The sequence below is a fragment of the Pseudomonas mosselii genome (assembly GCF_005796105.1).
Taxonomy (GTDB): Bacteria; Pseudomonadota; Gammaproteobacteria; order Pseudomonadales; family Pseudomonadaceae; genus Aquipseudomonas; species Aquipseudomonas mosselii_C.
Map to the genome: position 1 here is coordinate 302,398 of NZ_VAUO01000004.1, position 22,088 is coordinate 324,485.

Annotated in this window: 18 protein-coding genes; 7 read left to right on the top strand and 11 right to left on the bottom strand. The window is 57.9% G+C overall.

All coding sequences use genetic code 11. The features are described 5' to 3' along the window. Window positions 1–62: 62 nt before the first annotated feature. The 4 genes from FEM01_RS12055 to FEM01_RS12070 form a co-directional block, all read right to left on the bottom strand. Complete coding sequence (locus FEM01_RS12055; protein WP_138219663.1) at window positions 63–1,388, bottom strand: dicarboxylate/amino acid:cation symporter; 1,326 nt, start codon at window positions 1,386–1,388, stop codon at window positions 63–65. 532 nt (window positions 1,389–1,920) lie between these two features. Further along, window positions 1,921–3,267, bottom strand: coding sequence for an ATP-binding protein (locus tag FEM01_RS12060; RefSeq protein WP_138219664.1), 1,347 nt, complete (start codon window positions 3,265–3,267; stop codon window positions 1,921–1,923). After that, window positions 3,264–3,941 (bottom strand): response regulator, encoded by a 678-nt coding sequence (locus FEM01_RS12065; RefSeq protein WP_138219665.1) that lies wholly within the window; start codon window positions 3,939–3,941, stop codon window positions 3,264–3,266. The genes FEM01_RS12060 and FEM01_RS12065 overlap by 4 nt, the downstream gene beginning before the upstream one ends. A 108-nt stretch (window positions 3,942–4,049) precedes the next feature. After that, window positions 4,050–4,655, bottom strand: a complete 606-nt coding sequence (locus tag FEM01_RS12070) for an outer membrane protein (RefSeq protein ID WP_138219666.1) — start codon at window positions 4,653–4,655, stop codon at window positions 4,050–4,052. Window positions 4,656–4,787: 132 nt separating this feature from the next. Between FEM01_RS12070 and FEM01_RS12075 the strand changes: the two genes are divergently transcribed. Continuing rightward, window positions 4,788–5,579 carry a dienelactone hydrolase family protein gene (locus FEM01_RS12075; RefSeq protein WP_138219667.1) on the top strand — a complete coding sequence of 264 codons (792 nt, stop codon included), beginning with the start codon at window positions 4,788–4,790 and terminating at the stop codon, window positions 5,577–5,579. 55 nt (window positions 5,580–5,634) lie between these two features. Further along, a complete protein-coding gene (locus FEM01_RS12080) occupies window positions 5,635–6,330 on the top strand; it encodes a 4'-phosphopantetheinyl transferase family protein (protein WP_138219668.1) in 696 nt (231 codons plus the stop codon). Here the strand turns inward: FEM01_RS12080 and FEM01_RS12085 are convergent. Both FEM01_RS12085 and FEM01_RS12090 read right to left on the bottom strand, forming a co-directional pair. Further along, window positions 6,327–7,931 (bottom strand): ATP-binding protein, encoded by a 1,605-nt coding sequence (locus tag FEM01_RS12085; RefSeq protein ID WP_138219669.1) that lies wholly within the window; start codon window positions 7,929–7,931, stop codon window positions 6,327–6,329. The two genes, FEM01_RS12080 and FEM01_RS12085, sit on opposite strands and share 4 nt — an antisense overlap. Further along, window positions 7,928–8,638 carry a response regulator transcription factor gene (locus FEM01_RS12090; RefSeq protein WP_138219670.1) on the bottom strand — a complete coding sequence of 237 codons (711 nt, stop codon included), beginning with the start codon at window positions 8,636–8,638 and terminating at the stop codon, window positions 7,928–7,930. The genes FEM01_RS12085 and FEM01_RS12090 overlap by 4 nt, the downstream gene beginning before the upstream one ends. Before the next feature lie 769 nt (window positions 8,639–9,407). Here FEM01_RS12090 and FEM01_RS12095 point away from each other — a divergent pair. The 3 genes from FEM01_RS12095 to FEM01_RS12100 all read left to right on the top strand — a co-directional run bounded on the left by FEM01_RS12095 (window position 9,408) and on the right by FEM01_RS12100 (window position 14,281). Further along, complete coding sequence (locus FEM01_RS12095) at window positions 9,408–12,284, top strand: ribonucleoside-diphosphate reductase subunit alpha (RefSeq protein ID WP_138219671.1); 2,877 nt, start codon at window positions 9,408–9,410, stop codon at window positions 12,282–12,284. A gap of 149 nt (window positions 12,285–12,433) precedes the next feature. Continuing rightward, window positions 12,434–12,565, top strand: coding sequence for a hypothetical protein (locus FEM01_RS24510; protein WP_276610562.1), 132 nt, complete (start codon window positions 12,434–12,436; stop codon window positions 12,563–12,565). A 465-nt stretch (window positions 12,566–13,030) separates the two neighbouring features. After that, window positions 13,031–14,281, top strand: a complete 1,251-nt coding sequence (locus FEM01_RS12100) for a ribonucleotide-diphosphate reductase subunit beta (protein WP_138219672.1) — start codon at window positions 13,031–13,033, stop codon at window positions 14,279–14,281. Between the two features lie 42 nt (window positions 14,282–14,323). On the opposite strand, the gene FEM01_RS12105 is transcribed toward FEM01_RS12100, so the two are convergent. From FEM01_RS12105 to FEM01_RS12120, 4 genes are read right to left on the bottom strand one after another with little or no spacing between them, the layout of a single operon-like run. After that, the gene (locus FEM01_RS12105; RefSeq protein ID WP_171030949.1) at window positions 14,324–15,595 is read right to left on the bottom strand and encodes an N-6 DNA methylase; all 1,272 of its coding nucleotides are present in this window, start codon (window positions 15,593–15,595) and stop codon (window positions 14,324–14,326) included. Next, window positions 15,592–16,479: a hypothetical protein gene (locus tag FEM01_RS12110; RefSeq protein ID WP_138219674.1), complete on the bottom strand. Its 888-nt coding sequence runs from the start codon at window positions 16,477–16,479 to the stop codon at window positions 15,592–15,594. Before FEM01_RS12110 ends, FEM01_RS12105 begins: the two co-directional genes overlap by 4 nt. Then, entirely contained in the window at window positions 16,479–18,464 is a 1,986-nt protein-coding gene (locus FEM01_RS12115) for a hypothetical protein (RefSeq protein WP_138219675.1), read from the bottom strand. The genes FEM01_RS12110 and FEM01_RS12115 overlap by 1 nt, the downstream gene beginning before the upstream one ends. A gap of 3 nt (window positions 18,465–18,467) precedes the next feature. Beyond that, entirely contained in the window at window positions 18,468–19,382 is a 915-nt protein-coding gene (locus FEM01_RS12120; RefSeq protein WP_138219676.1) for a phosphoribosyltransferase-like protein, read from the bottom strand. A 469-nt stretch (window positions 19,383–19,851) separates the two neighbouring features. Here FEM01_RS12120 and FEM01_RS12125 point away from each other — a divergent pair, with 469 nt between their 5' ends. Continuing rightward, entirely contained in the window at window positions 19,852–20,391 is a 540-nt protein-coding gene (locus tag FEM01_RS12125; RefSeq protein ID WP_138219677.1) for a BRO-N domain-containing protein, read from the top strand. Between the two features lie 485 nt (window positions 20,392–20,876). After that, window positions 20,877–21,029 carry a hypothetical protein gene (locus FEM01_RS24170; RefSeq protein ID WP_171030950.1) on the top strand — a complete coding sequence of 51 codons (153 nt, stop codon included), beginning with the start codon at window positions 20,877–20,879 and terminating at the stop codon, window positions 21,027–21,029. Window positions 21,030–21,149: 120 nt separating this feature from the next. Here the strand turns inward: FEM01_RS24170 and FEM01_RS12135 are convergent, their stop codons facing one another. Continuing rightward, entirely contained in the window at window positions 21,150–22,049 is a 900-nt protein-coding gene (locus FEM01_RS12135) for a LysR family transcriptional regulator (protein WP_138219679.1), read from the bottom strand. Between the last annotated feature and the right edge of the window lie 39 nt (window positions 22,050–22,088).

Below are 22,088 nucleotides of genomic sequence, written 5' to 3' on the forward strand. Positions count from 1 at the left end.
AACAGTAGGGTACAAAAAAACCCATCCGAAGATGGGTTTCTTTGTGCATCAGGCCGACGCTATCAGCGGCTGGCCGGACCTTCCGCGACACCCAGGTCGTCGGTTGGACGGGTATCGATCAGTGGCGAACCACCCGAGGCCAGTTCGGCTTGCAGGGTATCGGTGTCCAGCTCCTTGACCCATTTGGCGACCACCACGGTAGCCACCGCGTTGCCGATCAGGTTGGTCAGGGCACGGGCTTCGGACATGAAGCGGTCGATACCCAGGATCAGCGCAAGGCCGGCAACCGGCAGGTGGCCCACGGCGGACAGGGTCGCAGCCAGGACGATGAACCCCGAACCGGTTACGCCCGCAGCGCCTTTGGAGGCGACCAGCAGCACCAGCAGCAAGGTGATCTGGTGGGTGATGTCCATGGTGGTGTCGGTCGCCTGGGCGATGAACACCGCGGCCATGGTCAGGTAGATCGAGGTGCCGTCCAGGTTGAACGAGTAGCCGGTCGGAATCACCAGACCCACCACGGATTTCTTCGCACCCAGGCGCTCCATCTTGGCCAGCATGCGTGGCAGGGCCGACTCGGAAGACGAAGTGCCCAGCACGATCAGCAGCTCTTCACGGATGTAGCGGATCAGCTTGAGGACGCTGAAACCGTGGGCGCGGCAGATACCGCCCAGCACGATCAGGATGAACAGCAGGCAGGTGATGTAGAAGCAGGCCATCAGGTAGCCCAGCTGCACCAGCGAACCCACGCCGTACTGGCCGATGGTGAAGGCCATGGCACCGAAGGCACCGACCGGCGCCAGCTTCATGATCATGTTGATGATGTTGAACATCACATGCGCGAAGCGGTCGATCAGCTCCAGCACCGGCTTGCCGTAGCTGCCCAGGCGGTGCAGGGCGAAGCCGAACAGCACCGAGAACATCAGCACTTGCAGGATGTCGCCGTTGGCGAAGGCACCGACCACGGTGTTGGGGATGACGTTGAGCAGGAAGCCGACAGTGGTCTGCTGCGCGCCGGCGGCGGCGTAGGCAGCCACGCTGCTGGCGTTCAGGGTGCTGACGTCGACGTGCATCCCGGCACCCGGCTGCACCACATTGACCACGACCAGGCCGATGATCAGGGCGACGGTAGAGACGATCTCGAAGTACAGCAGTGCGTAGCCGCCGGTTTTGCCGACCGATTTCATGCTCTGCATGCCAGCGATGCCGCTGACCACGGTACAGAAGATGATCGGGGCGATGACCATCTTGATGAGTTTGACGAAGCCATCGCCGAGCGGCTTGAGGGCAACGCCGGTTTCTGGGTAGTAGTGGCCGAGCAGGATACCGATGGTGATCGCGACGATCACCTGGACATACAGCGATTTGTACAGCGGCTGACGAGTCGTCATGGCTAATTTTCCTCAAGTGTGCCGGCGCATCCTTCCCAGGATGTCGGGGCACCTGAATCGCGAACCCTCCTGCACCTGGAGGGATTTGTCGTTGTGTTCGAGCTGCCTGGCAGGCGTCTGCCCGGTCTCTACTCAGCTCAATAGCAAGGGCGATGCCAAAATGCCCGACCACGGTGCAAACCCAATGTTTACGGGATATTTTTGCCCTCGGACGGGGCGCTCGACGAGGTTTTGGCTGGCGGATTTCCGCCCGTTGGCGGGAATCGCACAAGGGGTGTGGCGGGAATCCGCCCGAAAGTGATGTTCACGCGGGTTTGGTCAGAGCGCTTTACCTGTAGGAATTCACCCAGCCCTGCCGGGCCGCGCTGTCGCGCAGAGAACTGATTTCGCAAGCACGCAGCGTACCCTGTGGGAGCGGCTTTAGCCGCGAACACCGGCAAAGCCGGTGCCATTCACCGTGTCTGGTTGCTTCGCGGGTGAACCCGCTCCCACAGGTACAGCGCTCTACTCGGGTAATGCGCAAGCCAGTCAATCATTCGAGCCGGAAGACAATCTTGAACAACGCCCCGCCCAGTTCGGAATCCCCCAGGCTCAGCTCGGCGTCATAGCTGCCGACGATATCCTTGACCACCGCCAGCCCGATGCCCTGCCCTGGGTGCTGGCTGTCCAGGCGCTCGCCACGCTCCAGGATGCGCTCACGCTGGTCCGCCGGCACTCCAGGGCCGTCGTCCTCGACGCACAGCTCGATCTGCCCAACGGTTTGCCGCAGGCTCACCCGCACCTGGCCCAGGCACAAGCGGTAGGCATTCTCTAGCAGGTTGCCAAGCAGTTCGAGTAAGGCGCCCTGCTCCATCGGCACGCGCGCCTGTGCCGGGACGTCCAGGCTGACCTGCACGCGCTTGTCGCGGTAGACCTTGGCCAAGGTGCTGCACAGGCTGTCGAGCAGCGGTTCGAGTTGCACCTGATGGCGCACCAAGCCGCTCTTGCGCAGGCTGGCCCGTTGCAACTGGTAGTCGATCTGCTGGCTCATGCGTTCGATCTGGCTTTGCAGCACATGCGCCTGTTCAGGCTCGTAGCGCCCCTTCTCCAGACGCTCGCCCACCCCTTGCAACACCGCCAGGGGGGTCTTGAGGCTATGCGCCAGATCGTCCAGCGAATCGCGGTAGCGCTGGCGCTGTTCGCGCTCGCTGCGCAGCAGGCGGTTGAGCGAGCCGGTCAGGCGCAACAGCTCGCGCGGGTGCTCGCGGCTCAGCCCGTCACGCGCGCCCGCCTCGACCTGGTCGAGTTCGACACTGAGCCTGCGCAGCGAGCGCAGGCCCCAGGTCAACCCGGCCCAGAGCAGCACCAGCAACGCCAGCAAGGCCGCGCCAAAACCCAGGTAAAGCTTCTCGCGCAGGCCATGCAGGGTGTTCTGGTATTCACGCACCGGCTGCAACGCGACGATGCTGAACGCAGCGCTCTTGCCGCCGAGCAGCTTGACCTCGACGTCGTAGACGAAGAACTCCTCGCCATCACGCTGGTGAATGCGCGCGAATTCGTTGCCGCGCCCGTCATAGCGAGGCTGGTAGTTGATGTTCTGGTTACGCGTGGCACGCGATTGCCAGACCAAGTTGCCTTGCCGGTCGAAGATGTAGCCGAGCAGGCCGGTGTACGGCAGGTTGAAGCGCTCGTCCGGGAGCAAGGCCGGCATCTGTAGACGGCCCTGTTCGATGCGCGCAGCGGAGATCAAGGTGGTCACATCCGAGGCCAGGCGCTGCTCGATAGACTCCTGCAAGGCCAGGCTGAAGGCCTTCTGCAAGGCCGGCAACAACGCCAGCATGAACAGCAGCGCGAGCAGCGCCGCCGCCAGCATCAGGCGCACGCGCAGCGAGCGAATCAACGGCAACGCTCGGTGAACAGGTAGCCCAGGCCGCGCACCGTGTCGATGGGTTTGAAACCTGTGGCGCCTTCGAGCTTGCGTCGCAGGCGGCCGACCAACACTTCGATGACATTCGGGTCACGCTCTTCATCGTCGGGATACAGCTGCTCCATCAGCCGCTCCTTGGCCACCACCTGTTGGTGATGGCGCATGAGGTATTCAAGGATGCGGTATTCATAGGCCGTCAGCGCCAGCGGTGCGGCGTCGAGGCTGGCTTGCTTGCGGTTGAGGTCCAGCACCAGGGGGCCGGCAGCGATAGTCGCCTGGGTGAAACCGCTGGAGCGACGCAGCAAGGCATTCAGACGCGCTTCCAGTTCCTCGAACTGGAACGGCTTGACGACATAGTCGTCGGCACCAGCGGCCAGGCCTTCGACCTTGTCCTGCCAGTTGCCACGGGCAGTGAGGATGAGGATCGGGAACGTCTGGCCAAGGCTGCGCAACTGGCGGATCAGGTCCAACCCGCTCATGCCTGGCAGGCCCAGGTCGATCACAGCCAAGTCGTGGTTGTACTGCTCGGCCTGGTACAGGGCCTCTTCTGCGTTGGCCACCGCCTGTACCACGTGCCCGCTTTCGCCCAGGCGGGTAAACAGGTGATGGCGCAGCAGTGCCTCGTCCTCGACCACCAGCAATTTCATGCGCATCTCCTTCGATCCAATCGCGGCAGCGGCCTCAGCACAGGCTGTCGCGCAGCTGTGCGGCGCGGGCGACAACCTGTGATGAAGCCACTGCTGGCCACAGCATAATCAGAACTTGTAGGTGGCCGCCAGGTAAGTCTGGGCGCTGCTGGTCAGGCGCAGGGTACCTTCCTTCGGCCCGCCATGCTCGCCAATCTCGGTACTGGCATTGCTGCGCAGGTAACGGTAGCCGAGTTCGACCGAGGCTTGGTCGGTGACCTGCTGGATCACACCGGCCTGCAAGCCGACCGCGTAGCCGATATCGGTGTCGCGGCTGGCGCCAGGGGAATCCTGTGTGAGCTTGGTCATGCCCAGGCTACCGCCACCGAAAAGCTTGGTGGTATCTCCCAGCGGCAGGAACACATCATAGCTGCCCAGCAGGTTCTCCTGGCGCAGCTTGACCCCACCGTGATCGCCGGAGACGTTGTCGTAGGTCAGGTAGTAGCGGCCTTGCTCGTTGATCTTGCCCAGGCGTACACCCCAGGTGTCGTCCTTGCCAATGATGCCGTCGGCATTGAGGTTGTCGGTGTTGCTTTGCAGCAGGCCTGACTTGCGCACCTTGTCGCTGGTCTGGCCATAGGTGAGGCTGGCGAAGTTATCATCGGCCTGGGCAGCGGTGGTGAGGCCAGCAGCGCACACCGCCATGGCGGCGATCAGGGTATTGAGCGATTTCATGGTTCAGGTACTCCGGTTGGGTGCGTTGTGTGTGTCTGCGGGCTAGAGTAGGGAGGGCGTCCTGAACCACCGCTGAACCCAGCCTGAACCTTCGCTGAACGAAGCGGCCACCGTCGTAAAAGGAGTTAGACCATGCGTTCCCTGCTTGCCCTGGCACTGTTGTGCTGTACCGCCCTTGCTCAGGCGGCGGTGCAGACCCGAGAAATCCGCTACCAGGATGCCGACGGCACCGCGCTGATCGGCTACTACGCCTATGACGATGCCATCGAAGGCAAGCGCCCCGGCATCGTCGTGGTGCATGAATGGTGGGGGCTGAACGATTACGCCAAGCGCCGTGCCCGCGACCTCGCCGCCTTGGGCTACAACGCCCTGGCCATCGACATGTACGGCGACGGCAAGCACACCGAGCACCCCCAGGACGCCCAGGCGTTCATGGCGGCGGCGATGAAAGACCCCGCCGCCGCCGCGCGACGCTTCGATGCCGGGCTAGAACTGCTGAAGCTGCAACCGAACACCAACAAGCACCAACTGGGCGCAGTGGGTTACTGCTTTGGCGGCAAGGTGGTACTCGACGCCGCGCGGCGTGGCGAGAAACTCGACGGAGTGGTGAGCTTCCATGGCGCCCTGGCCACCCAGACCCCGGCCAAGCCAGGCGTGGTGCGGGCGAAGATCCTGGTGGAGCACGGCGAGGCCGACAGCATGGTGACCCCGGAGCAGGTGGCGGCATTCAAGGCCGAAATGGACGCAGCCAAGGCCGACTACCGGTTCGTCGCGATTCCAGGGGCCAAGCATGGCTTCACCAACCCGGATGCCGACCGCCTGAGCCATGGCGCGCATGGTGGCCCGGATATCGGCTATGACAAGGCCGCGGACGAGAGTTCCTGGAAGGACATGCAGGCGTTCTTCAAGACCGCCTTCGACTGAGCAGCCAGCACCGGGCATGACTTGCACCCTGGCGCATGGCTGGCACAATACCGCCATGAACAGATTGCCCGCCTGCTGCACCCCGCCCCAGCACCACTGGCCCCTGCCCCGCCCGGTCGAGGGGGCGGTGCTGGTGAGCTGTACGTTCGATCCGGCGCGACTCGCCGCTGACGACTTCCAGCGTGCCGGGATTGTCCAGAGCGCCAGCCTGCAACGCTCGGTCGCCAAGCGCCAAGCTGAGTACCTGGCAGGCCGGGTGTGCGCCCGCGAGGCGCTGCGCCTACTCGATGGCCGTGACTATGTCCCCGCCACGGCAGAGGATCGCGCGCCGATCTGGCCTGCGGCCATTCATGGCTCGATTACCCATGGCCAGGGCTGGGCCGCCGCCGTGGTGGCCGCCCGAGGCACCGGCCTGGGCCTGGATCAGGAAACCCTGCTCAGCGACGAACGCGCCGAACGCCTGGCCAGCGAAATTCTGACCCCCGCCGAACTTGAACGCCTCGCTCCTGCTCAGCAGGCGCTGGCGGTGACGCTGACGTTCTCGCTCAAGGAAAGCCTGTTCAAGGCGCTCTACCCGATCACCCGTCAACGCTTTTATTTCCAGCATGCCGAGGTGCTGACCTGGTCCGCCGACGGCCACGCCCGCTTGCGCCTGCTCACCGACCTGTCAGCCCAGTGGCGCCACGGCGTGGAACTCGATGGCCAGTTCTGCGTGCAGGACGGCCACCTGTTGAGCCTGGTCAGCGTCTAGTCGCGAGGCTGCTCACGCGGCCAACTCAAGCTGAAGCGGGCCCCACCCAGCGACTCGCTATGCCCCACCAAGGCACGCCCGCCGTGCCAGTAGATGATCCGCCGCACGATCGACAAGCCCAAGCCATGGCCGCCCGAAGCGCGGGTTCGGCTATCATCCAGGCGCGTGAAGGGGGTGAAGATGCGGTCCCACACGCCCTCGGGAATACCTGGGCCGTCGTCTTCCACATCGATTCGGCAACGCTGCTGGCCTAACTGGTAGCTCAAGCGCACCTCGGACTCGGCATGGCGCATGGCATTGCGCACCAGGTTCTGTACGGCCCGGTGCAGGTAGCGCGGCTCGGCCTCGACCCAGGCACCCGCGCCCTCCAGGCCACGGCATGCTGCGCGCAGCACGCGCACCTCGGCGCGCAGCGGGGCCAGTTCGGCGATCACCCGGTCGAGCAGCGCATCCAGGTCCACGGCCTGGAACTGCAAGGCCGGCGTGCCCTGCTCCAGGCGCGCGTAGGTCAGCATCTCGTCGACCAGCTTGTCCAGGTCCTGAATATCGCCATCCATGCCCGCCAGGTGCTTGGCACGCGCCTGCTCGGTGCTCGCGCTTTCGAGCATCTCCAGGCCGAAGCGCAGACGTGCCACCGGCGTACGCAGTTCATGGGACACCGCCCGCACCAGCTCGCGCTGCATGGTCAGCGAACGCTGCAGGTGCTCGGCCATACCGTTGAACGCTTCGGCCAGGCGCCCGACCGAGTCCGCACCACCGGCCGGCACACGGGTGTCGAGGCTGCCCTGGGCGAGGCGTGTCGCGGCCACCTCCAGCCCCGAGAGTCGGCGTTCCAGCCCTCGCACCAGCAGGTACACCACCAACCCGATCAGGCACAGGCCCAGGCAGGCAATCAAAATCAGCAATTGCGGCGGATACGGGTTGAGCTGGTGCAGCGGGCCGATCTCAAGCACCCAGGGCGAACCCGAAAGGCCCGAGAACACGCGGATCGAGTCGCCATCCTTGCCCAGCGCCATCACCGTGTCGCCCTCCTCTACCCGGCGACGCTGGTCGTCATCCAGGGCCGTGCGCTCGATGCGTTGCAGGGCAATGTCGAACCCAAAACCTTTGCTGCGCTTCAATTGCGCCAGACGCGCCTGTTGCTCGGTCACCGGGTAGCGCACCAACTCGTCGGCCAACAAATAAAGCGTGGCGCGCGCCAACTGCTCGCTGACCTGCTTGACCTCGGCCACCAGCAACAGGTCTTCACGGCCCACGCGGCGCAGCACTCGGGCAGCGTGGGGGCCGGTCTTCTCCACCACCACCAGGTCACGGTACAGACGTGCCCGCTGGCCGCCATCGAGGGTGAAAGCCGACATCGGCTGCAACTTCAACGGCACCCCGAGCAGGCGCTCCCACATCAACAGCGAACGCTTGCGCGCCACCTCGTTCTGCTGCGCCAGGTTGTCGGCCATCAGGCTGAAGGTGCCCTGGGCCAGGCCCTCGCGGTGCTGGCCGGCGCGCACCTCGTTGACCAGGTGCAAACTCAGCGCACCGAGCACGGCAACCAGCACCAACACGGCCAGCATGCCGCCGTAGATGCGCAGGAAGATCGCGTTCATGGCGCCAGCGCCTGGGCCGCCTCGCCAACGAACAGGTAGCCCTTGCTGCGCAGGGTCTTGATCAGCCGCGGGTTGAGCGGATCGTCACCGATTTTGGGGCGGATCTTGGAAATACGCACATCGATGGAGCGGTCCTGACCGTCATAGCCCACCCCACGCAGGGCGGTGAAGATCTGCTCACGCGACAGCACCCGCCCGGCGTGGCTGGCGAGCAGCCAGAGCAGGTCGAACTCGGCACCGGTCAGCTCGACCCGCTGGCCTTCCAGGCGCGCCTCGCGCAGGCGGTTGTCGATCTGCAACGCGCCAAATGCCAGGAGCTGCCGCCGCTCAGGCGCTTCGCTGCGCCGCAACAGGGCCTGGATTCGCGCCAGCAACAGGCGCGGGCGCACCGGCTTGCAGACGTAGTCGTCGGCGCCCTGGTCCAGGCCCTGCACCTGGTCGAGTTCATCGCTACGGGCGGTGAGCATCAGGATCGGGCCTGCATATTGGCCGCGTACGCGCCGGCAGATGCTCAGGCCGTCTTCACCGGGCAGCATCAGGTCGAGGATCACCAGGTCCGGCTGGCTGTCGATGATGCGCCGCACGGCGCGGGCGCCATCGCCTTCGACGCTGACCTCGTAGCCATTGGCCTGGAGGTACTCGGCGGTGAGTTCGGCGAGGCGCGGGTCGTCTTCGACGATGAGAATGCGGTTGCTGGGTTGATCCATTGCCCCTGCCTTCTAATTGTTATTGTCTGTCTTCTGCTGCGGCCCTTTCGCGGGCGCTGTCAACCCAAGTCCCTGATCCCGATCAGGATTCACTTCACTAAAGCGCAATATCTGCCCCGGATACTACGTCCAGCCCCGCCCCCTGCCAACCACGCCGACGCAGCCCTCGACTGAAGCGTTTTTTGTGATAGGGTGCGCGCCCTTGAAAATCTGTCGCACCCTGAAGAAACCCGGAAATTTCGCGCAAACCAGTTAGCACAAGGCCTACAGCGAATACCCACCTAAGACTCACAAAGTACCCACAACTTATCCACAGGGCGCTCGCCTTGCAAAGCCCCTGATACCGCATTATCTTGTATCCCCATCGCGACGAACCACTAGATATTGGGGTTCGAGCAAAATCACAAACACAAGTCGACAGGCAAATTCAAGCGAATTTACCCACTGAACTTAGCGTGATTTCACCTGCCAAACCGCTCCTGCGGAGGCGACCGAGGCAAGCCCGTCCACGGCCTTGTTCGGGTATGAATGCTGCAGGCAACGCCGGGCACTCATCAGCAACCGTTTTTGGGCATGGCCCAGAACCTTTGACTTCGGCCAGGGAGCGGCAGATGCACTGCCCTAATTCCTGAGTCTGTCCCGAAGTTGGCAAGCCCGCGCGGCGGATGCACTGGCAGTGCGTCCCCACCCAGGCCACCAGACTGGCGGATGGAACGGTGGGCGCCCACAAGGCGCCTGAACACTATAGAAACTGTGGAGACACCCACCCATGCAAACCGACACAACTCGCGAGAACCCGCAGGCCCTGGCGCCGCAGGCCGAGTCCAATCAGGACCTGGCTGCCACCGCCCCAGGCCAACTGCGCGTGATCAAGCGCAACGGTACTGTCGTCGCCTACACCGACGACAAGATCACCGTGGCCATCACCAAGGCGTTCCTCGCAGTTGAAGGCGGCACCGCCGCTGCCTCGTCGCGCATCCACGACACCGTCGCGCGCCTGACCGAGCAGGTCACCGCCACGTTCAAGCGTCGCATGCCATCGGGTGGCACCATCCACATCGAGGAAATCCAGGACCAGGTCGAACTGGCCCTGATGCGTGCCGGCGAGCAGAAAGTCGCCCGCGACTACGTGATCTACCGTGAACAACGCGCCAAGGAGCGCGCCACCCGCGTAGCCAGCGAGAGCGTGGTCGAGCCGCACCCAAGCATCCGCATCACCCTGGCCGACGGCAGCCTGGCCCCTCTGGACATGGCCCGCCTGAACACCATCATCAGCGAAGCCTGCGAAGGCCTGGCCGAAGTCGATGGCGAGCTGATCCAGCGCGACACCCTGAAGAACCTGTACGACGGCGTGGCCATCAAGGACGTCAACACCGCCCTGGTGATGACCGCCCGTACCCTGGTCGAGCGTGAGCCGAACTACTCGTTCGTCACCGCCCGCCTGCTGATGGACACCCTGCGCGCCGAAGGCCTGGGCTTCCTCGGCGTGGCCGAAAGCGCCACACACCACGAAATGGCCGAGCTGTACGCCAAGGCCCTGCCGGCCTACGTCGAAAAAGGCGTCGAGTTCGAGCTGCTCGACCCAGCACTCAAAGGCTATGACCTGGAGCGCATGGGCAAGGCGATCAATCACGAACGCGACCAGCAGTTCACCTACCTGGGCCTGCAGACCCTCTACGACCGCTACTTCATCCACAAGGATGGCGTGCGCTTCGAGCTGCCGCAGGTCTTCTTCATGCGTGTGGCCATGGGCCTGGCGCTGGAAGAGAAAGACAAAGAAGCCCGTGCGATCGAGTTCTACAACCTGCTGTCCTCGTTCGACTACATGGCCTCGACCCCGACCCTGTTCAACGCTGGCACCCTGCGTCCACAGCTGTCGAGCTGCTACCTGACCACCGTGCCGGACGACCTGTCGGGCATCTACCACGCGATCCACGACAACGCCATGCTGTCGAAATTCGCCGGTGGCCTGGGCAACGACTGGACCCCGGTACGCGCCCTGGGCTCGTACATCAAGGGCACCAACGGTAAATCCCAAGGCGTCGTGCCGTTCCTGAAAGTGGTCAACGACACCGCCGTTGCGGTCAACCAGGGCGGCAAGCGCAAAGGCGCCGTGTGTGCCTACCTGGAAACCTGGCACCTGGACATCGAAGAGTTCATCGAGCTGCGCAAGAACACCGGTGATGACCGTCGTCGTACCCACGACATGAACACCGCCAACTGGATCCCTGACCTGTTCATGAAGCGTGTCTTCGATGACGGCAAGTGGACCCTGTTCTCGCCATCGGAAGTGCCTGATCTGCACGACCTGACCGGCAAGGCCTTCGAAGAGCGCTACGAGTACTACGAAGCCCTGACCGAGTACAACAAGATCAAGGTGTTCAAGACCGTCCAGGCCAAAGACCTGTGGCGCAAGATGCTGTCGATGCTGTTCGAGACCGGCCACCCATGGCTGACCTTCAAGGACCCGTGCAACCTGCGCAGCCCGCAGCAGCACGTGGGCGTGGTCCACAGCTCGAACCTGTGCACCGAAATCACCTTGAACACCAACAAGGACGAAATCGCAGTCTGCAACCTGGGTTCGATCAACCTGCCTAACCACATTGTCGACGGCAAGCTGGACACCGCCAAGCTGCAACGCACCGTGAACACCGCCGTGCGCATGCTCGACAACGTGATCGACATCAACTACTACTCGGTGCCGCAAGCGCGCAACTCGAACTTCAAGCACCGCCCGGTCGGCCTGGGCATCATGGGCTTCCAGGACGCGCTGTACCTGCAGCACATCCCGTACGGCTCGGATGCTGCCGTCGAGTTCGCCGACAAGTCGATGGAAGCGGTCAGCTACTTCGCCATCCAGGCCTCGTGCGACCTGGCCGATGAGCGCGGCGCCTACGAGACGTTCCAGGGTTCGCTGTGGTCCAAAGGCATCCTGCCGCTGGATTCGCAACAGATCCTGATCGAAGCCCGTGGCCAGAAGTACATCGACGTCGACCTGACCGAGTCGCTGGATTGGGCACCGGTGCGCGAGCGCGTGAAAAAAGGTATTCGTAACTCGAACATCATGGCCATCGCGCCGACCGCGACCATCGCCAACATCACCGGCGTGTCGCAGTCGATCGAGCCGACCTACCAGAACCTGTACGTGAAATCGAACCTCTCGGGCGAATTCACCGTGATCAACCCGTACCTGGTCCGCGACCTGAAAGCCCGCGGCCTGTGGGACTCGGTAATGATCAACGACCTGAAGTATTACGACGGTTCCGTGCAGCAGATCGAGCGCATTCCGCAAGAGCTCAAAGACCTCTACGCCACCGCGTTCGAAGTCGAGACCAAGTGGATCGTCGATGCAGCCTCGCGTCGCCAGAAGTGGATCGACCAGGCGCAGTCGCTGAACCTGTACATCGCTGGCGCTTCGGGCAAGAAGCTGGACGTGACCTACCGCATGGCCTGGTACCGTGGTCTGAAGACCACCTACTACCTCCGCGCCCTGGCCGCAACCAGCACCGAGAAGTCGACCATCAACACCGGCAAGCTCAACGCCGTATCGAGCGGCGGCGACAGCGCCCCGGTCCAGGCAGCGGGCCCAGCGCCAGTGCCGAAGGCCTGCGCGATCGACGAGCCGGATTGCGAAGCCTGCCAATAAGGCGCAAGTAGCATGCTGATGCCGCAAGGGGTGCCCACGGGCGCCGCTTGCGGCATTTTTGTATCCACGCCGTAGAGAAGCGTTGCCCGTTTCCCGCCACGATCCAGGCTCGCTAAAAGGACAGGACCTCTTAACAAAGGACCTGACTCATGACGCGGAAAAAAGTGGCAACTCGCAAGATTGGTCGCAATGCCGAGACCGGCCGCTTCACCTCGGTCGAACAGGCGCGCAAGCACCCCAAGACCCATGTGGTCGAGACGCTGCACACACGCTGCGACTGATGGCTGCAGTCGGCGACTTTGCCGACAATTTCGGGGCCGCTTTGCGGCCCTTTCGCGACACAAGGCCGCTCCTACAAAGATCGCGCCAACCCAACATGATGTAGATCAAAAATAAAAAGGCACAATATGTAGTGCCTCTTGTATTTTGCCGCTACACTCCCCTCCCGTAAAGAGGACACCTGATTCCGTGAACGGACGCGCGAAAAGCCGGTCGAAATTTTACCCTCGTCAGTAGGACTCGCGCCCCCGATCAAACACGAATTCCGGTATACTGCGGCCCCTCTGAAAAGGGCACCCCATCCATGTCCCTGGCCCCTCCCCGAGGCCTGGCCAGGCGCGAATCCAGATGTAACGAGAGTCAGCCTCTCGAGCTGACCATTTGCCCTTTGGCCGTGCGTCAGGCACCACATTCTTAAAATCCAACCGGTTGCCTTCAAGGCGACCCTCAAGCAGGAGCTGATTACCATGCTGAGCTGGGACGAATTCGACAAAGAAGACGGCGAAGTAGCCGCCAAGGGCACCACCCCCGCACAGGCCGCTGCCGCCGCCACCCTGGACAAGCTCGACAGCGCCGGCGGTGCCGCCGCCCTCGAAGCCCGCGCCGCCACCGCCTCGGACTCCGACGCGGTCAAGCGTGCCAAAGCCGCGCTGGATGCCCTGGACGTCGCCGAAGGCCTGGCCGAACTCGAAGGCTCCTCGGCCCGCGTCGCGGTCGATGAAAAGCGCATGATCAACTGCCGCGCGGACCTAAACCAACTGGTTCCGTTCAAGTACGACTGGGCCTGGCAGAAGTACCTGGACGGCTGCGCCAACCACTGGATGCCGCAAGAGGTCAACATGACCGCCGACATCGCCCTGTGGAAGAGCATGGACGGCCTGACCGAAGACGAGCGCCGTATCGTGATGCGCAACCTCGGCTTCTTCTCCACCGCCGACTCGCTGGTGGCCAACAACCTGGCCCTGGCCGTGTACCGCCTGATCACCAACCCGGAGTGCCGCCAGTACATCCTGCGCCAGGCCTTCGAAGAGGCGATCCACACCCACGCCTACCAGTACTGCATCGAATCGCTGGGCATGGATGAAGGCGAGATCTTCAACATGTACCACGAGATCCCATCGGTCGCTAAAAAGGCCGCCTGGGGCCTGAAGTACACCCGCGCGATCTCCGACCCGGAATTCAACACCGGCACCGTCGAGACCGACAAAGAGCTGCTGCGCAACCTGATCGCCTACTACTGCGTACTGGAGGGCATCTTCTTCTACTGCGGCTTCACCCAGATCCTGTCGATGGGCCGCCGCAACAAGATGACCGGCGTTGCCGAGCAGTTCCAGTACATCCTGCGTGACGAGTCCATGCACCTGAACTTCGGCATCGACGTGATCAACCAGATCAAGATCGAGAACCCGCACCTGTGGGACGCCGCGATGAAGGAAGAGGCGACCCAGATGATTCTGCAAGGGACTCAGCTGGAGATCGAATACGCGCGCGACACCATGCCACGCGGCGTGCTGGGCATGAACGCGGCGATGATGGAGGATTACCTCAAGTTCATTGCTAACCGTCGTTTGACTCAGATTGGTCTGAAGGAAGAGTATCCAGGGACTACCAACCCGTTCCCATGGATGAGCGAGATCATGGACTTGAAGAAAGAGAAGAACTTCTTTGAGACTCGGGTGATTGAGTATCAGACGGGTGGGGCGTTGAGCTGGGATTGACCTAAGCTTGGGCTTCCATGTAAATGGAAGCCCAAGATAATTCTAGGCATTACTTCGAACAACATCAGCGCACCCCATCATATAAAGCAGCTTACTTTCCAAATCCTTCTCCATTGATCTCGCTTTAAAGATCTGCTCACGCTCGATATATGAGGCATACCTTCTAATAACTTTATCATCTTTGAAATCGATAAAATCTGGAATCCTTAGCTCTCTGAGCCGTCCCAAAGAAATATAGTTTGCCCCCCCTCCTGAAATTTCGAACAACGCATTTCCACCGAGCAAAACAGATACACGAAGCATTAACAATAGCCTATAGGAAGAAATTTTACTCTTCTCTTTCGGCGCAATCTTTATAATGCAGTCACTACAGGGAGCACATTTTTTCGATTGATAAACTGAAAAACTGTCGCTTGCTCCACGTCCTACACGCTTGAGGGCCAAGTCAAATTGTTTGAGTACAGCCGAACTATTTGCACCACGGACCATTGGCTTCTCATATGCAGCATGAGAGCTAAAGTTAGTAGAGTGGTACAAATAATCTTTCTTCCCCGTTGCACATACATTCCCCCTGCTGATCTCGGCGAGAGAGCACAGGTCAACCACACCTGTCTTATTTAATACATCGGAGTACTTAGCTGAAACCAGCAATCGCTCTGGATCCAACCCGCCACCTTGCTCCCTTATAAAGCAAGAACTCAATTCGTACGAAAGTTCATCATAAGCAAGTAAAACTCTATAACCATGTCGCTTCTCATTGATCACTGTTAGTACATAAAAGCCTCCCTCAACTTTTTTGAAGGAGTACTTTGGGAGTTTCACAACAGACTTAACAAAATAATCGGCTAACAGCTTGTTTCTTAACCAAGCACACTTATCGCCAACAACAACCGAGGAAGGCAATATAAAAACCGCTTTCCCTAGAGGCGAAAGCAAACTAAGGCACTTCACTACAAATGCGGCTTCTATTGGAATCTTACGCCCCGCCCACAACACGTGATTTGACAAATTATTATCAAACGGCGGATTCGCTAAAATCAAATCAAACTCACCTAGAGAGTCAGACTTTAAAAAATCGGAGCACTCAAGTTTTATATGCTGCCCTTCAACATGACTCATACGAGAAGAAACCTTAGCAAGGTTATCCTCATTAATATCGAAAGCAACCAACGCACTGAAGTTCCCATCCAACGCCGCAAGTAATGCACCATCCCCAACAGCAGGCTCCAAAACACGGGAGTAGTGTCCCGAAACCTCTTGGCGAACAGCAGCTTCGACAACCGACAGTGGCGTTGGAAAAAAACAATTCCTCAAGAGAAAAAACCCCGCACTAGGTGTACCCGTGAAATTCCGTATGAGCGGTTTGAAGATCTAGCGGGATGATCATACAGCAACGATGAATTTTTATCACTACATAAGAACTTTATCGCACCGACACTCATCGGTTTAGGGCCCAATGGCACCAAAAAAAATACTTCATCCTGATATTTTTTCCTTAGCCCTTCAAGCAAGTTGTAAATGCCGCCTATATTGGTTGCACCGCAATAGAGAAACGAATCTTGCAGATTATTCTCTAAAATGGCACGTGCACTTGTCAGGAGAGAGTTTTTCTCCCAACCAAATTTAAATGCTGGCACTCCAAAGACCAAATTACACTCCGCCCTAGTAAACTCGGAAAACTCCAAAGCATTTTTGAACCGGTCCCCTTCATAACCCATAAAAAAAACAAACAGCTTAGGCTCATCTACAGGAATCGCCTTAGATATGCCAGGGATACCAGCCTCCTCGAAGCCCAACATACTTTCAGAAAGTTCAAATACATGCCCTCCGGCATCCTCACTTTTTTTATACTCCTCAGGCTCTGCATAGAGAACATCCAAAACTAAATCCACAACTGACTTAAAAGCAAAACTCAGTATGGCGAATTCAGCAACATCAAAAGACGTTGCATCAACCAGTATCCTCTTACCACGCCAAGTGGAGGCGAAGCCCTCAAGTTCGTGCAATTCTACACGCCCCTCGCCGATTACCACATTCATGTTTTCTCGATCATACTCAAACGAGAACACGTTATCTGCCGCACTCACCAATAATTCTTTTACTTTCTCGTCTCGCTCATCACATTGAGTCCCATGAAAAGCAGCATCCCACCTTTCACCGGCAAGAGAAGAAAGGTCAAGGAATTCCAAAGCCTGCATTAGAAGAGCCCCCTCTGAACAAATTCTTCAGGCACCTCACCCTCATCACCCAATTCTAGTTTTCGCCTTCTATTTCTCCTCAACTCTTCAAACCCAGAGCTACTATCACTTATTAACGCCGCAACCTCCACAGGCTCGAAGTACGTCTTCCTTATTTTTCTGTAGCTAATAAAAAAATACGGAGCATAAATCGGATTTAGCACCCAATCGTAATCATCCTTCTTATCTAAACTTTTACCTTTAGTCGAAGGAGCCCTAGATAAGATCCCCCATTTTTCCGCCTCCATTAAGAATTCTTGAGAATCGACATCCAACGCCGAGAATCCGCCTCGAATATTAAAATGGGTTATTTCAGGCTCGCTTTGTGAGTTCCGTTCTTGAAAAAGCCCAAACAAATCTCCAATGCGCCCACAGAAAAGCTTGAGCCTTTTACCATGTGGCATAAAACTAGAAATTTCCCTAAATAATATCTCACTAGTTTGCATCGCTGAGATATGCTGAGCTCTTCCATCAATCCGCAGCTCCCCCACGTCTTGGACTAAAAAATTCGAAAAGGCCGTTCTACACAATTCAAGAAAATGGCGCATATTACCGCTCGAGAGTAAAACATATACGTCAAAGCCAGCATAGAAAGTTGAATCACTTTTATAAGAGCGCACCAGCTTCAAATAGCTACCAATAAAAAAGTTTTGCACCCACGCAGTAGTACCATCAAATTTATTATCCAAACCGAGCTGCAAATTATTCAATTGAAACTTTATATCTGCAACTTTCAACCTACTTCTAAACACCAAGGACGAGATAACTATGGAGGCCTTTTTGTGGTTTTCATCAACAAAATCAGAAGCCTCACCGCTATACGCCTTCGACTTCAGACCAAACTCAATCTCATGCTTTAATTTTTTGAGCAACTTTGAATCGGCAAATATTTCATCAGCCAGTTCCTCATGACTTTTTCCAGGCAGCAGGTTTTTAGCGGCAGCCAGCACTCGATCTTTATACGTTTTTTCTGCCCGTAAACCTATATCCTCTACCGAATTAAGCTTCACTCCATCAAAGATCTTTTTGAAGCTACCATCGGTTTTTGAAAGTCGTAGAAAAAGAATCTCCGCAGCGAAGCACTCAAAAGAGTCACCAACTAGCCTTGCATCAAGATTCTCAATTGTATAATCATGCTTATAGGAAATAGACTCACTACCCACAGTTTCAGAATAGGGAGCACCATTTAACTTTACGGCAATATTAAATATTAGCGGCGGCTCTGAGTGTTTAATTCTCGTATTAATAACATATTGCTGATAGCGCAACAGGTTCTCATACTCATCAACGTATACTTTAAATTTTAAATCTCTAACACCCGTTTTTTCTTTCGCCTCATTAATAAAATCACTCAGCACAGAATCAGGCAAAATCAAAATATCATCAATTAATTTCGGATTTGCCACAGCCAACTCACAGCGCTTCCGCAATCGCCTAAAGCTTTCGTTTAGACTGCCTAAATCTCCCTTTAGAGATGCGTCATAATCTGCTAAAGACGTGAACTCTTCTCTATCAAAACATACTCTACTACCATCAGAATACTCTACATTTGAAATCTTAACGAAAGCGTTTGCCAGCTCCACCAAGAGATACACATTAACATAATGAGAAAACACTGACTGCCACTTTTCATCTTCAACCCCGCGCTTTTGAAGTTGCCTCAAAAATTGCGTATCAGCCCTCATGTACAAGCCTACTGCTGCAAGCTCTTGTTTTTCTACGCACTTCCTCTTTTCCGAAAACCGACTATGATAGGACAGGTATCTCAAAAGCATAGTCTTACCTGACCCTCGCCCTCCCTCTAGACGTAACGGAAAACTACTTGCAAAGTCAATTTTAGGATAAAAATATGGAATAACGAAGTCATCCCATACATCCATTCCAATATGCTCGCTCCTATTATTCGCAAGCACTGCGCTCAAGCTATCTTTATAATCAAGCCCCATGATTTACCTCGAGAATAAAGGGAAGTATTTTTCGTTTGCCGCCCAAAATATTGGCAGCGTCGCATTTGGTGCCCCGTGAGAAAAGACATAGGAAAGCTCAAGATCACCGTATCCGAATTTATTCTGAAGTTTTTGGTGACCTACTTTATCCATAAATGCCAAATACGTAGCTTTAAGATCCGCCACAAACTCTGGGGATGCTTTTTTATGTCTCAATCTAAATCCTGAAAAAAACTTACTTCCATCCTCGATAAGCTCCGAGTAACAAAGCTTTATGCTCGGGGCCTCAGACGAAATTTTCTCGATACCTTTGGTGCAAGCCCCCAATGGAGCGTATACATATTCGATATCACTCCGCAGCCCACCCGCTGGAGTGAAACGTTCAAGAAACTCTAGAAATTGCTCGCCAGTACCAACGAAATCATCAATAAATACGACCAATTTGACCTTATCGCTGAAATCATTCATCAACCACGGCCAAGCCATAAACTTATCGTTAACGCCAACCTCTTTTTTGTAGAGTCGTGCTACAAGGGGACCGCTTTTTGTTGGTGGATCCACATCTCGTATTACAGGTATTATCTTTATTTTGTCTTTATCCACCCCTGGATATTTTTTAATAAGCACCTTTCGAAGAGGTCCACTCAGCGCTAACTTCTCAACATTAACTGCCTGACTGACAGCTCTATCGAGAGCGTGGAATAACAATGAACTTGTCTGTAGATTAGTTCTATAAATTAGAGAATCCAACAAAAAACCGCACAAAACTTTCTCATCATACGTTTCGAAATATGAAACCCACGTCTCTAGAGACTTCAGGTTAACATCTTTCCATAGACTGGAACTTATAAGAGTTTTTGTTGAAATCAATACATTTTCATAAAACTCTATTCCTTTCCCCTCCATGAAATCTTCCATGCTGTACTCCCTTCGTCCTAGATCGTCGCGAAACCCGTGGAACATTTTTATTATTTTTCAGCACACATTTTAGCTAACCAAGCCTAGTCTACCCAAAACAGATCATTTTCAGAAAGGTCCTACGTAGGATTTGCTAGCTCTAGCCTTCACCATTCGTTATTTTCTCAGTGCGCCTAAGAAACGCACCACACAGCGGTCAAACTGCTCCCGATAGATGCGGCATTTTCATGCCTGTGGTTTACTACTGCGCGCATGAAACACTCTGTTACGTCGGGAGTGGGCTAATACAAGACCCGCGAGGGAAATACGTCCGGCCTGCTGTGTAAGGTTTCTTAGCTCCCGACACCCAGCCCTAAGAAAGCTGTCCACAGACAGAGGTAAAGGAAATGCCTACCGAAACTAGCGTTCACAGGCCTTTCGCACACGCGTCCCGCCTGTTCCAATCCCTCAGGATCCAGGGAGGCCAGCCATGACTGACCTCCACGCTCCCACCCTGTTCACCCGCCACAACCGCCCTCTCCACACCCTCTGGCTCGAATCTCAAGCTTGGTTCAGCGCCCACGAACTCGGCCGGATGACCGGGCACTTCTTCGACGCACACTGCCTGCGCAAGCTCGACCCGGACCAACATCGCACCGTGCGCCTACTGCGCTACGGCCAGTACCAGGACACCAACATGGTCAGCGAGTCTGGGGCCTATACCTTGCTGGCGCATCACCATGTTCCCGAGAACCGCCACCTGCGGCACTGGCTGACCCATGAGGTGGTGGCGGTACTACGCGATGAGCAAGGCTCGGGGGTGGATGACCTGCCGCGCCTCGGCAGGATGTGCTGGCCCGGTGGGCATACGGCGAGTTTGTTGTACTGGCAAAGCGAGGCTTGGGTACGGATGCGAGACATGCCGGTGGTGATGGCGGGGGAAGCGCCTTTGGCCGTGGCGGTGAAGCGCAAGCTGAGCTGGAAGGAATGTGCGCAGCGGGCGTTGCGCTTGCACGGGGTTGGGGATTGAAGATCCCAGTGGCGTACTGGGGCCGCTTTGCGGCCCATCGCGGGGCAAGCCCGCCCTCATAGAACTGCACATAACTTGTTGGTTTAGCAGGGACCTGTAGGAGCGGCTTTAGCCGCGAACACCGGCGAAGCCGGTGCCATGCACCGCGTCTTCTGCTTCGCGGGCAAGCCCGCTCCCACAGGGTACGCGGCGCGCTTGCAAAATCAGTTCTCTGCGCGGCAGCGCAGCCCAAAGGGCTGGGTGATCTCATACAGAAAGNAAAATCAGTTCTCTGCGCGGCAGCGCAGCCCAAAGGGCTGGGTGATCTCATACAGAAAGCGGTGATTGCAGAAGGAGGGCTTGCCCTCGCCACAAAGAGCATCGATGTGCCGGACTGGAATATGCCAGTCAGGTGGTCGAGGGCAAGACCGTTGGTGGGTATATGACGGGGCGTGAGCCGTGCCAGATGAGCTCGTCATCTAATGCAGGCAGGCTCAGGAGAACCGATGGTAACCGAACAGAAAAAACAGCTCAGCGGTGCCGTAATCGAGCGCCTGGAACACCAAATTCCCGACATGGCAGCCAAGGCAACCCGCCTTGCCTACTACCGCGCCGTCGCCGCAGGGCAAATAAATCTAGCCCTTTGGAAATTCTCATAGTCACTTCAACGATGGAAACTCAAAGCCTGGAACTCTAGGCAAATAGGCTAGAAAAAACCTGTTAAGCCAAGAATTCCAGGCGCTATGAGAGCCACATTCAATGACCGCAACGCTCTCAGGTCAGCTCAGGTGCTCATGACTACGCAAATGCTCGGCGAGCATGTCGATGAAGGTGCGCACCTTGGTCGAGCCGTACTTGCTCTCGCGGTGCAGGATATGGATCGGCCAGGGGGCTTCTTCGTATTCGGCCAAGATCACTTGCAAGCTGCCTGCGGCGAGTTCGTCGGCGACCTGGTAGGACAGCAAGCGGGCAATGCCCAACCCGGCGCACGCGGCGGCGATGGCGGCGTCATTGCTGGTGACGGTCAGGCGCGGCTTCATGCGGATCAGGGTGGGATCGTCGATAGCGCCGAAGCGCCAGTCGGTGCGCGGCGACAGGGTGCCCGTGGCGATTACGCTGTGGCCTTGCAGCTCGCTGGGGTGGCGCGGGGTGCCGTGTTGCGCCAGGTACTCGGGCGAGGCGCACAGCAGGCGGCGCATCGTGCCCACGCGCAGCGCCTTGAGGCCTGAGTCGGGAAGCTGGCCGATGCGCACGGCGACGTCCATGCCCTCCTCCACCAAGTTCACCACGCGGTCGAGGAAGAACGCCGATACATCCACCTCGGGATACTGCTTCAGGTAGCGAACGATGCACGGCATGACGAACTTCTTGCCGAACAGGATCGGCGCCGTGACGGACAGGTCGCCCCTGGGCGCCGCGTTGATGCCGGCGGCGGCTTCGTTGGCTTCGAGGATGCTGGCGAGGATATGCCGGGTGTCCTCAAGGTAGCGCCCACCGGCCTCAGTCAGGCGCACGCTGCGGGTGGTGCGTTGCAGCAGCTTGACCCCAAGCTGTTCTTCAAGGGCTGTGATGGCGCGGGTGACCGCCGCTGGCGAAATCGCCAGGCGACGGGCGGCCGCAGCGAAGCTTTCCAGCTCGCCAACGGCGACGAACACCTTCATCAGGTGAATCTGGTCCATGTCGAGTCCTGAGCCACAGTGGTCGGCGGATTATCCGAC

Bases quoted from the DNA above. Each gene is read 5' to 3' on its own strand.
- FEM01_RS12055 (WP_138219663.1), bottom strand. From the start codon at position 1,388: ATGACGACTCGTCAGCCGCTGTACAAATCGCTGTATGTCCAGGTGATC.
- FEM01_RS12065 (WP_138219665.1), bottom strand. From the start codon at position 3,941: ATGAAATTGCTGGTGGTCGAGGACGAGGCACTGCTGCGCCATCACCTG.
- FEM01_RS12070 (WP_138219666.1), bottom strand. From the start codon at position 4,655: ATGAAATCGCTCAATACCCTGATCGCCGCCATGGCGGTGTGCGCTGCT.
- FEM01_RS12075 (WP_138219667.1), top strand. From the start codon at position 4,788: ATGCGTTCCCTGCTTGCCCTGGCACTGTTGTGCTGTACCGCCCTTGCT.
- FEM01_RS12080 (WP_138219668.1), top strand. From the start codon at position 5,635: ATGAACAGATTGCCCGCCTGCTGCACCCCGCCCCAGCACCACTGGCCC.
- FEM01_RS12085 (WP_138219669.1), bottom strand. From the start codon at position 7,931: ATGAACGCGATCTTCCTGCGCATCTACGGCGGCATGCTGGCCGTGTTG.
- FEM01_RS12090 (WP_138219670.1), bottom strand. From the start codon at position 8,638: ATGGATCAACCCAGCAACCGCATTCTCATCGTCGAAGACGACCCGCGC.
- FEM01_RS12095 (WP_138219671.1), top strand. From the start codon at position 9,408: ATGCAAACCGACACAACTCGCGAGAACCCGCAGGCCCTGGCGCCGCAG.
- FEM01_RS24510 (WP_276610562.1), top strand. From the start codon at position 12,434: ATGACGCGGAAAAAAGTGGCAACTCGCAAGATTGGTCGCAATGCCGAG.
- FEM01_RS12100 (WP_138219672.1), top strand. From the start codon at position 13,031: ATGCTGAGCTGGGACGAATTCGACAAAGAAGACGGCGAAGTAGCCGCC.
- FEM01_RS12110 (WP_138219674.1), bottom strand. From the start codon at position 16,479: ATGCAGGCTTTGGAATTCCTTGACCTTTCTTCTCTTGCCGGTGAAAGG.
- FEM01_RS12115 (WP_138219675.1), bottom strand. From the start codon at position 18,464: ATGGGGCTTGATTATAAAGATAGCTTGAGCGCAGTGCTTGCGAATAAT.
- FEM01_RS12120 (WP_138219676.1), bottom strand. From the start codon at position 19,382: ATGGAAGATTTCATGGAGGGGAAAGGAATAGAGTTTTATGAAAATGTA.
- FEM01_RS12125 (WP_138219677.1), top strand. From the start codon at position 19,852: ATGACTGACCTCCACGCTCCCACCCTGTTCACCCGCCACAACCGCCCT.
- FEM01_RS24170 (WP_171030950.1), top strand. From the start codon at position 20,877: ATGGTAACCGAACAGAAAAAACAGCTCAGCGGTGCCGTAATCGAGCGC.
- FEM01_RS12135 (WP_138219679.1), bottom strand. From the start codon at position 22,049: ATGGACCAGATTCACCTGATGAAGGTGTTCGTCGCCGTTGGCGAGCTG.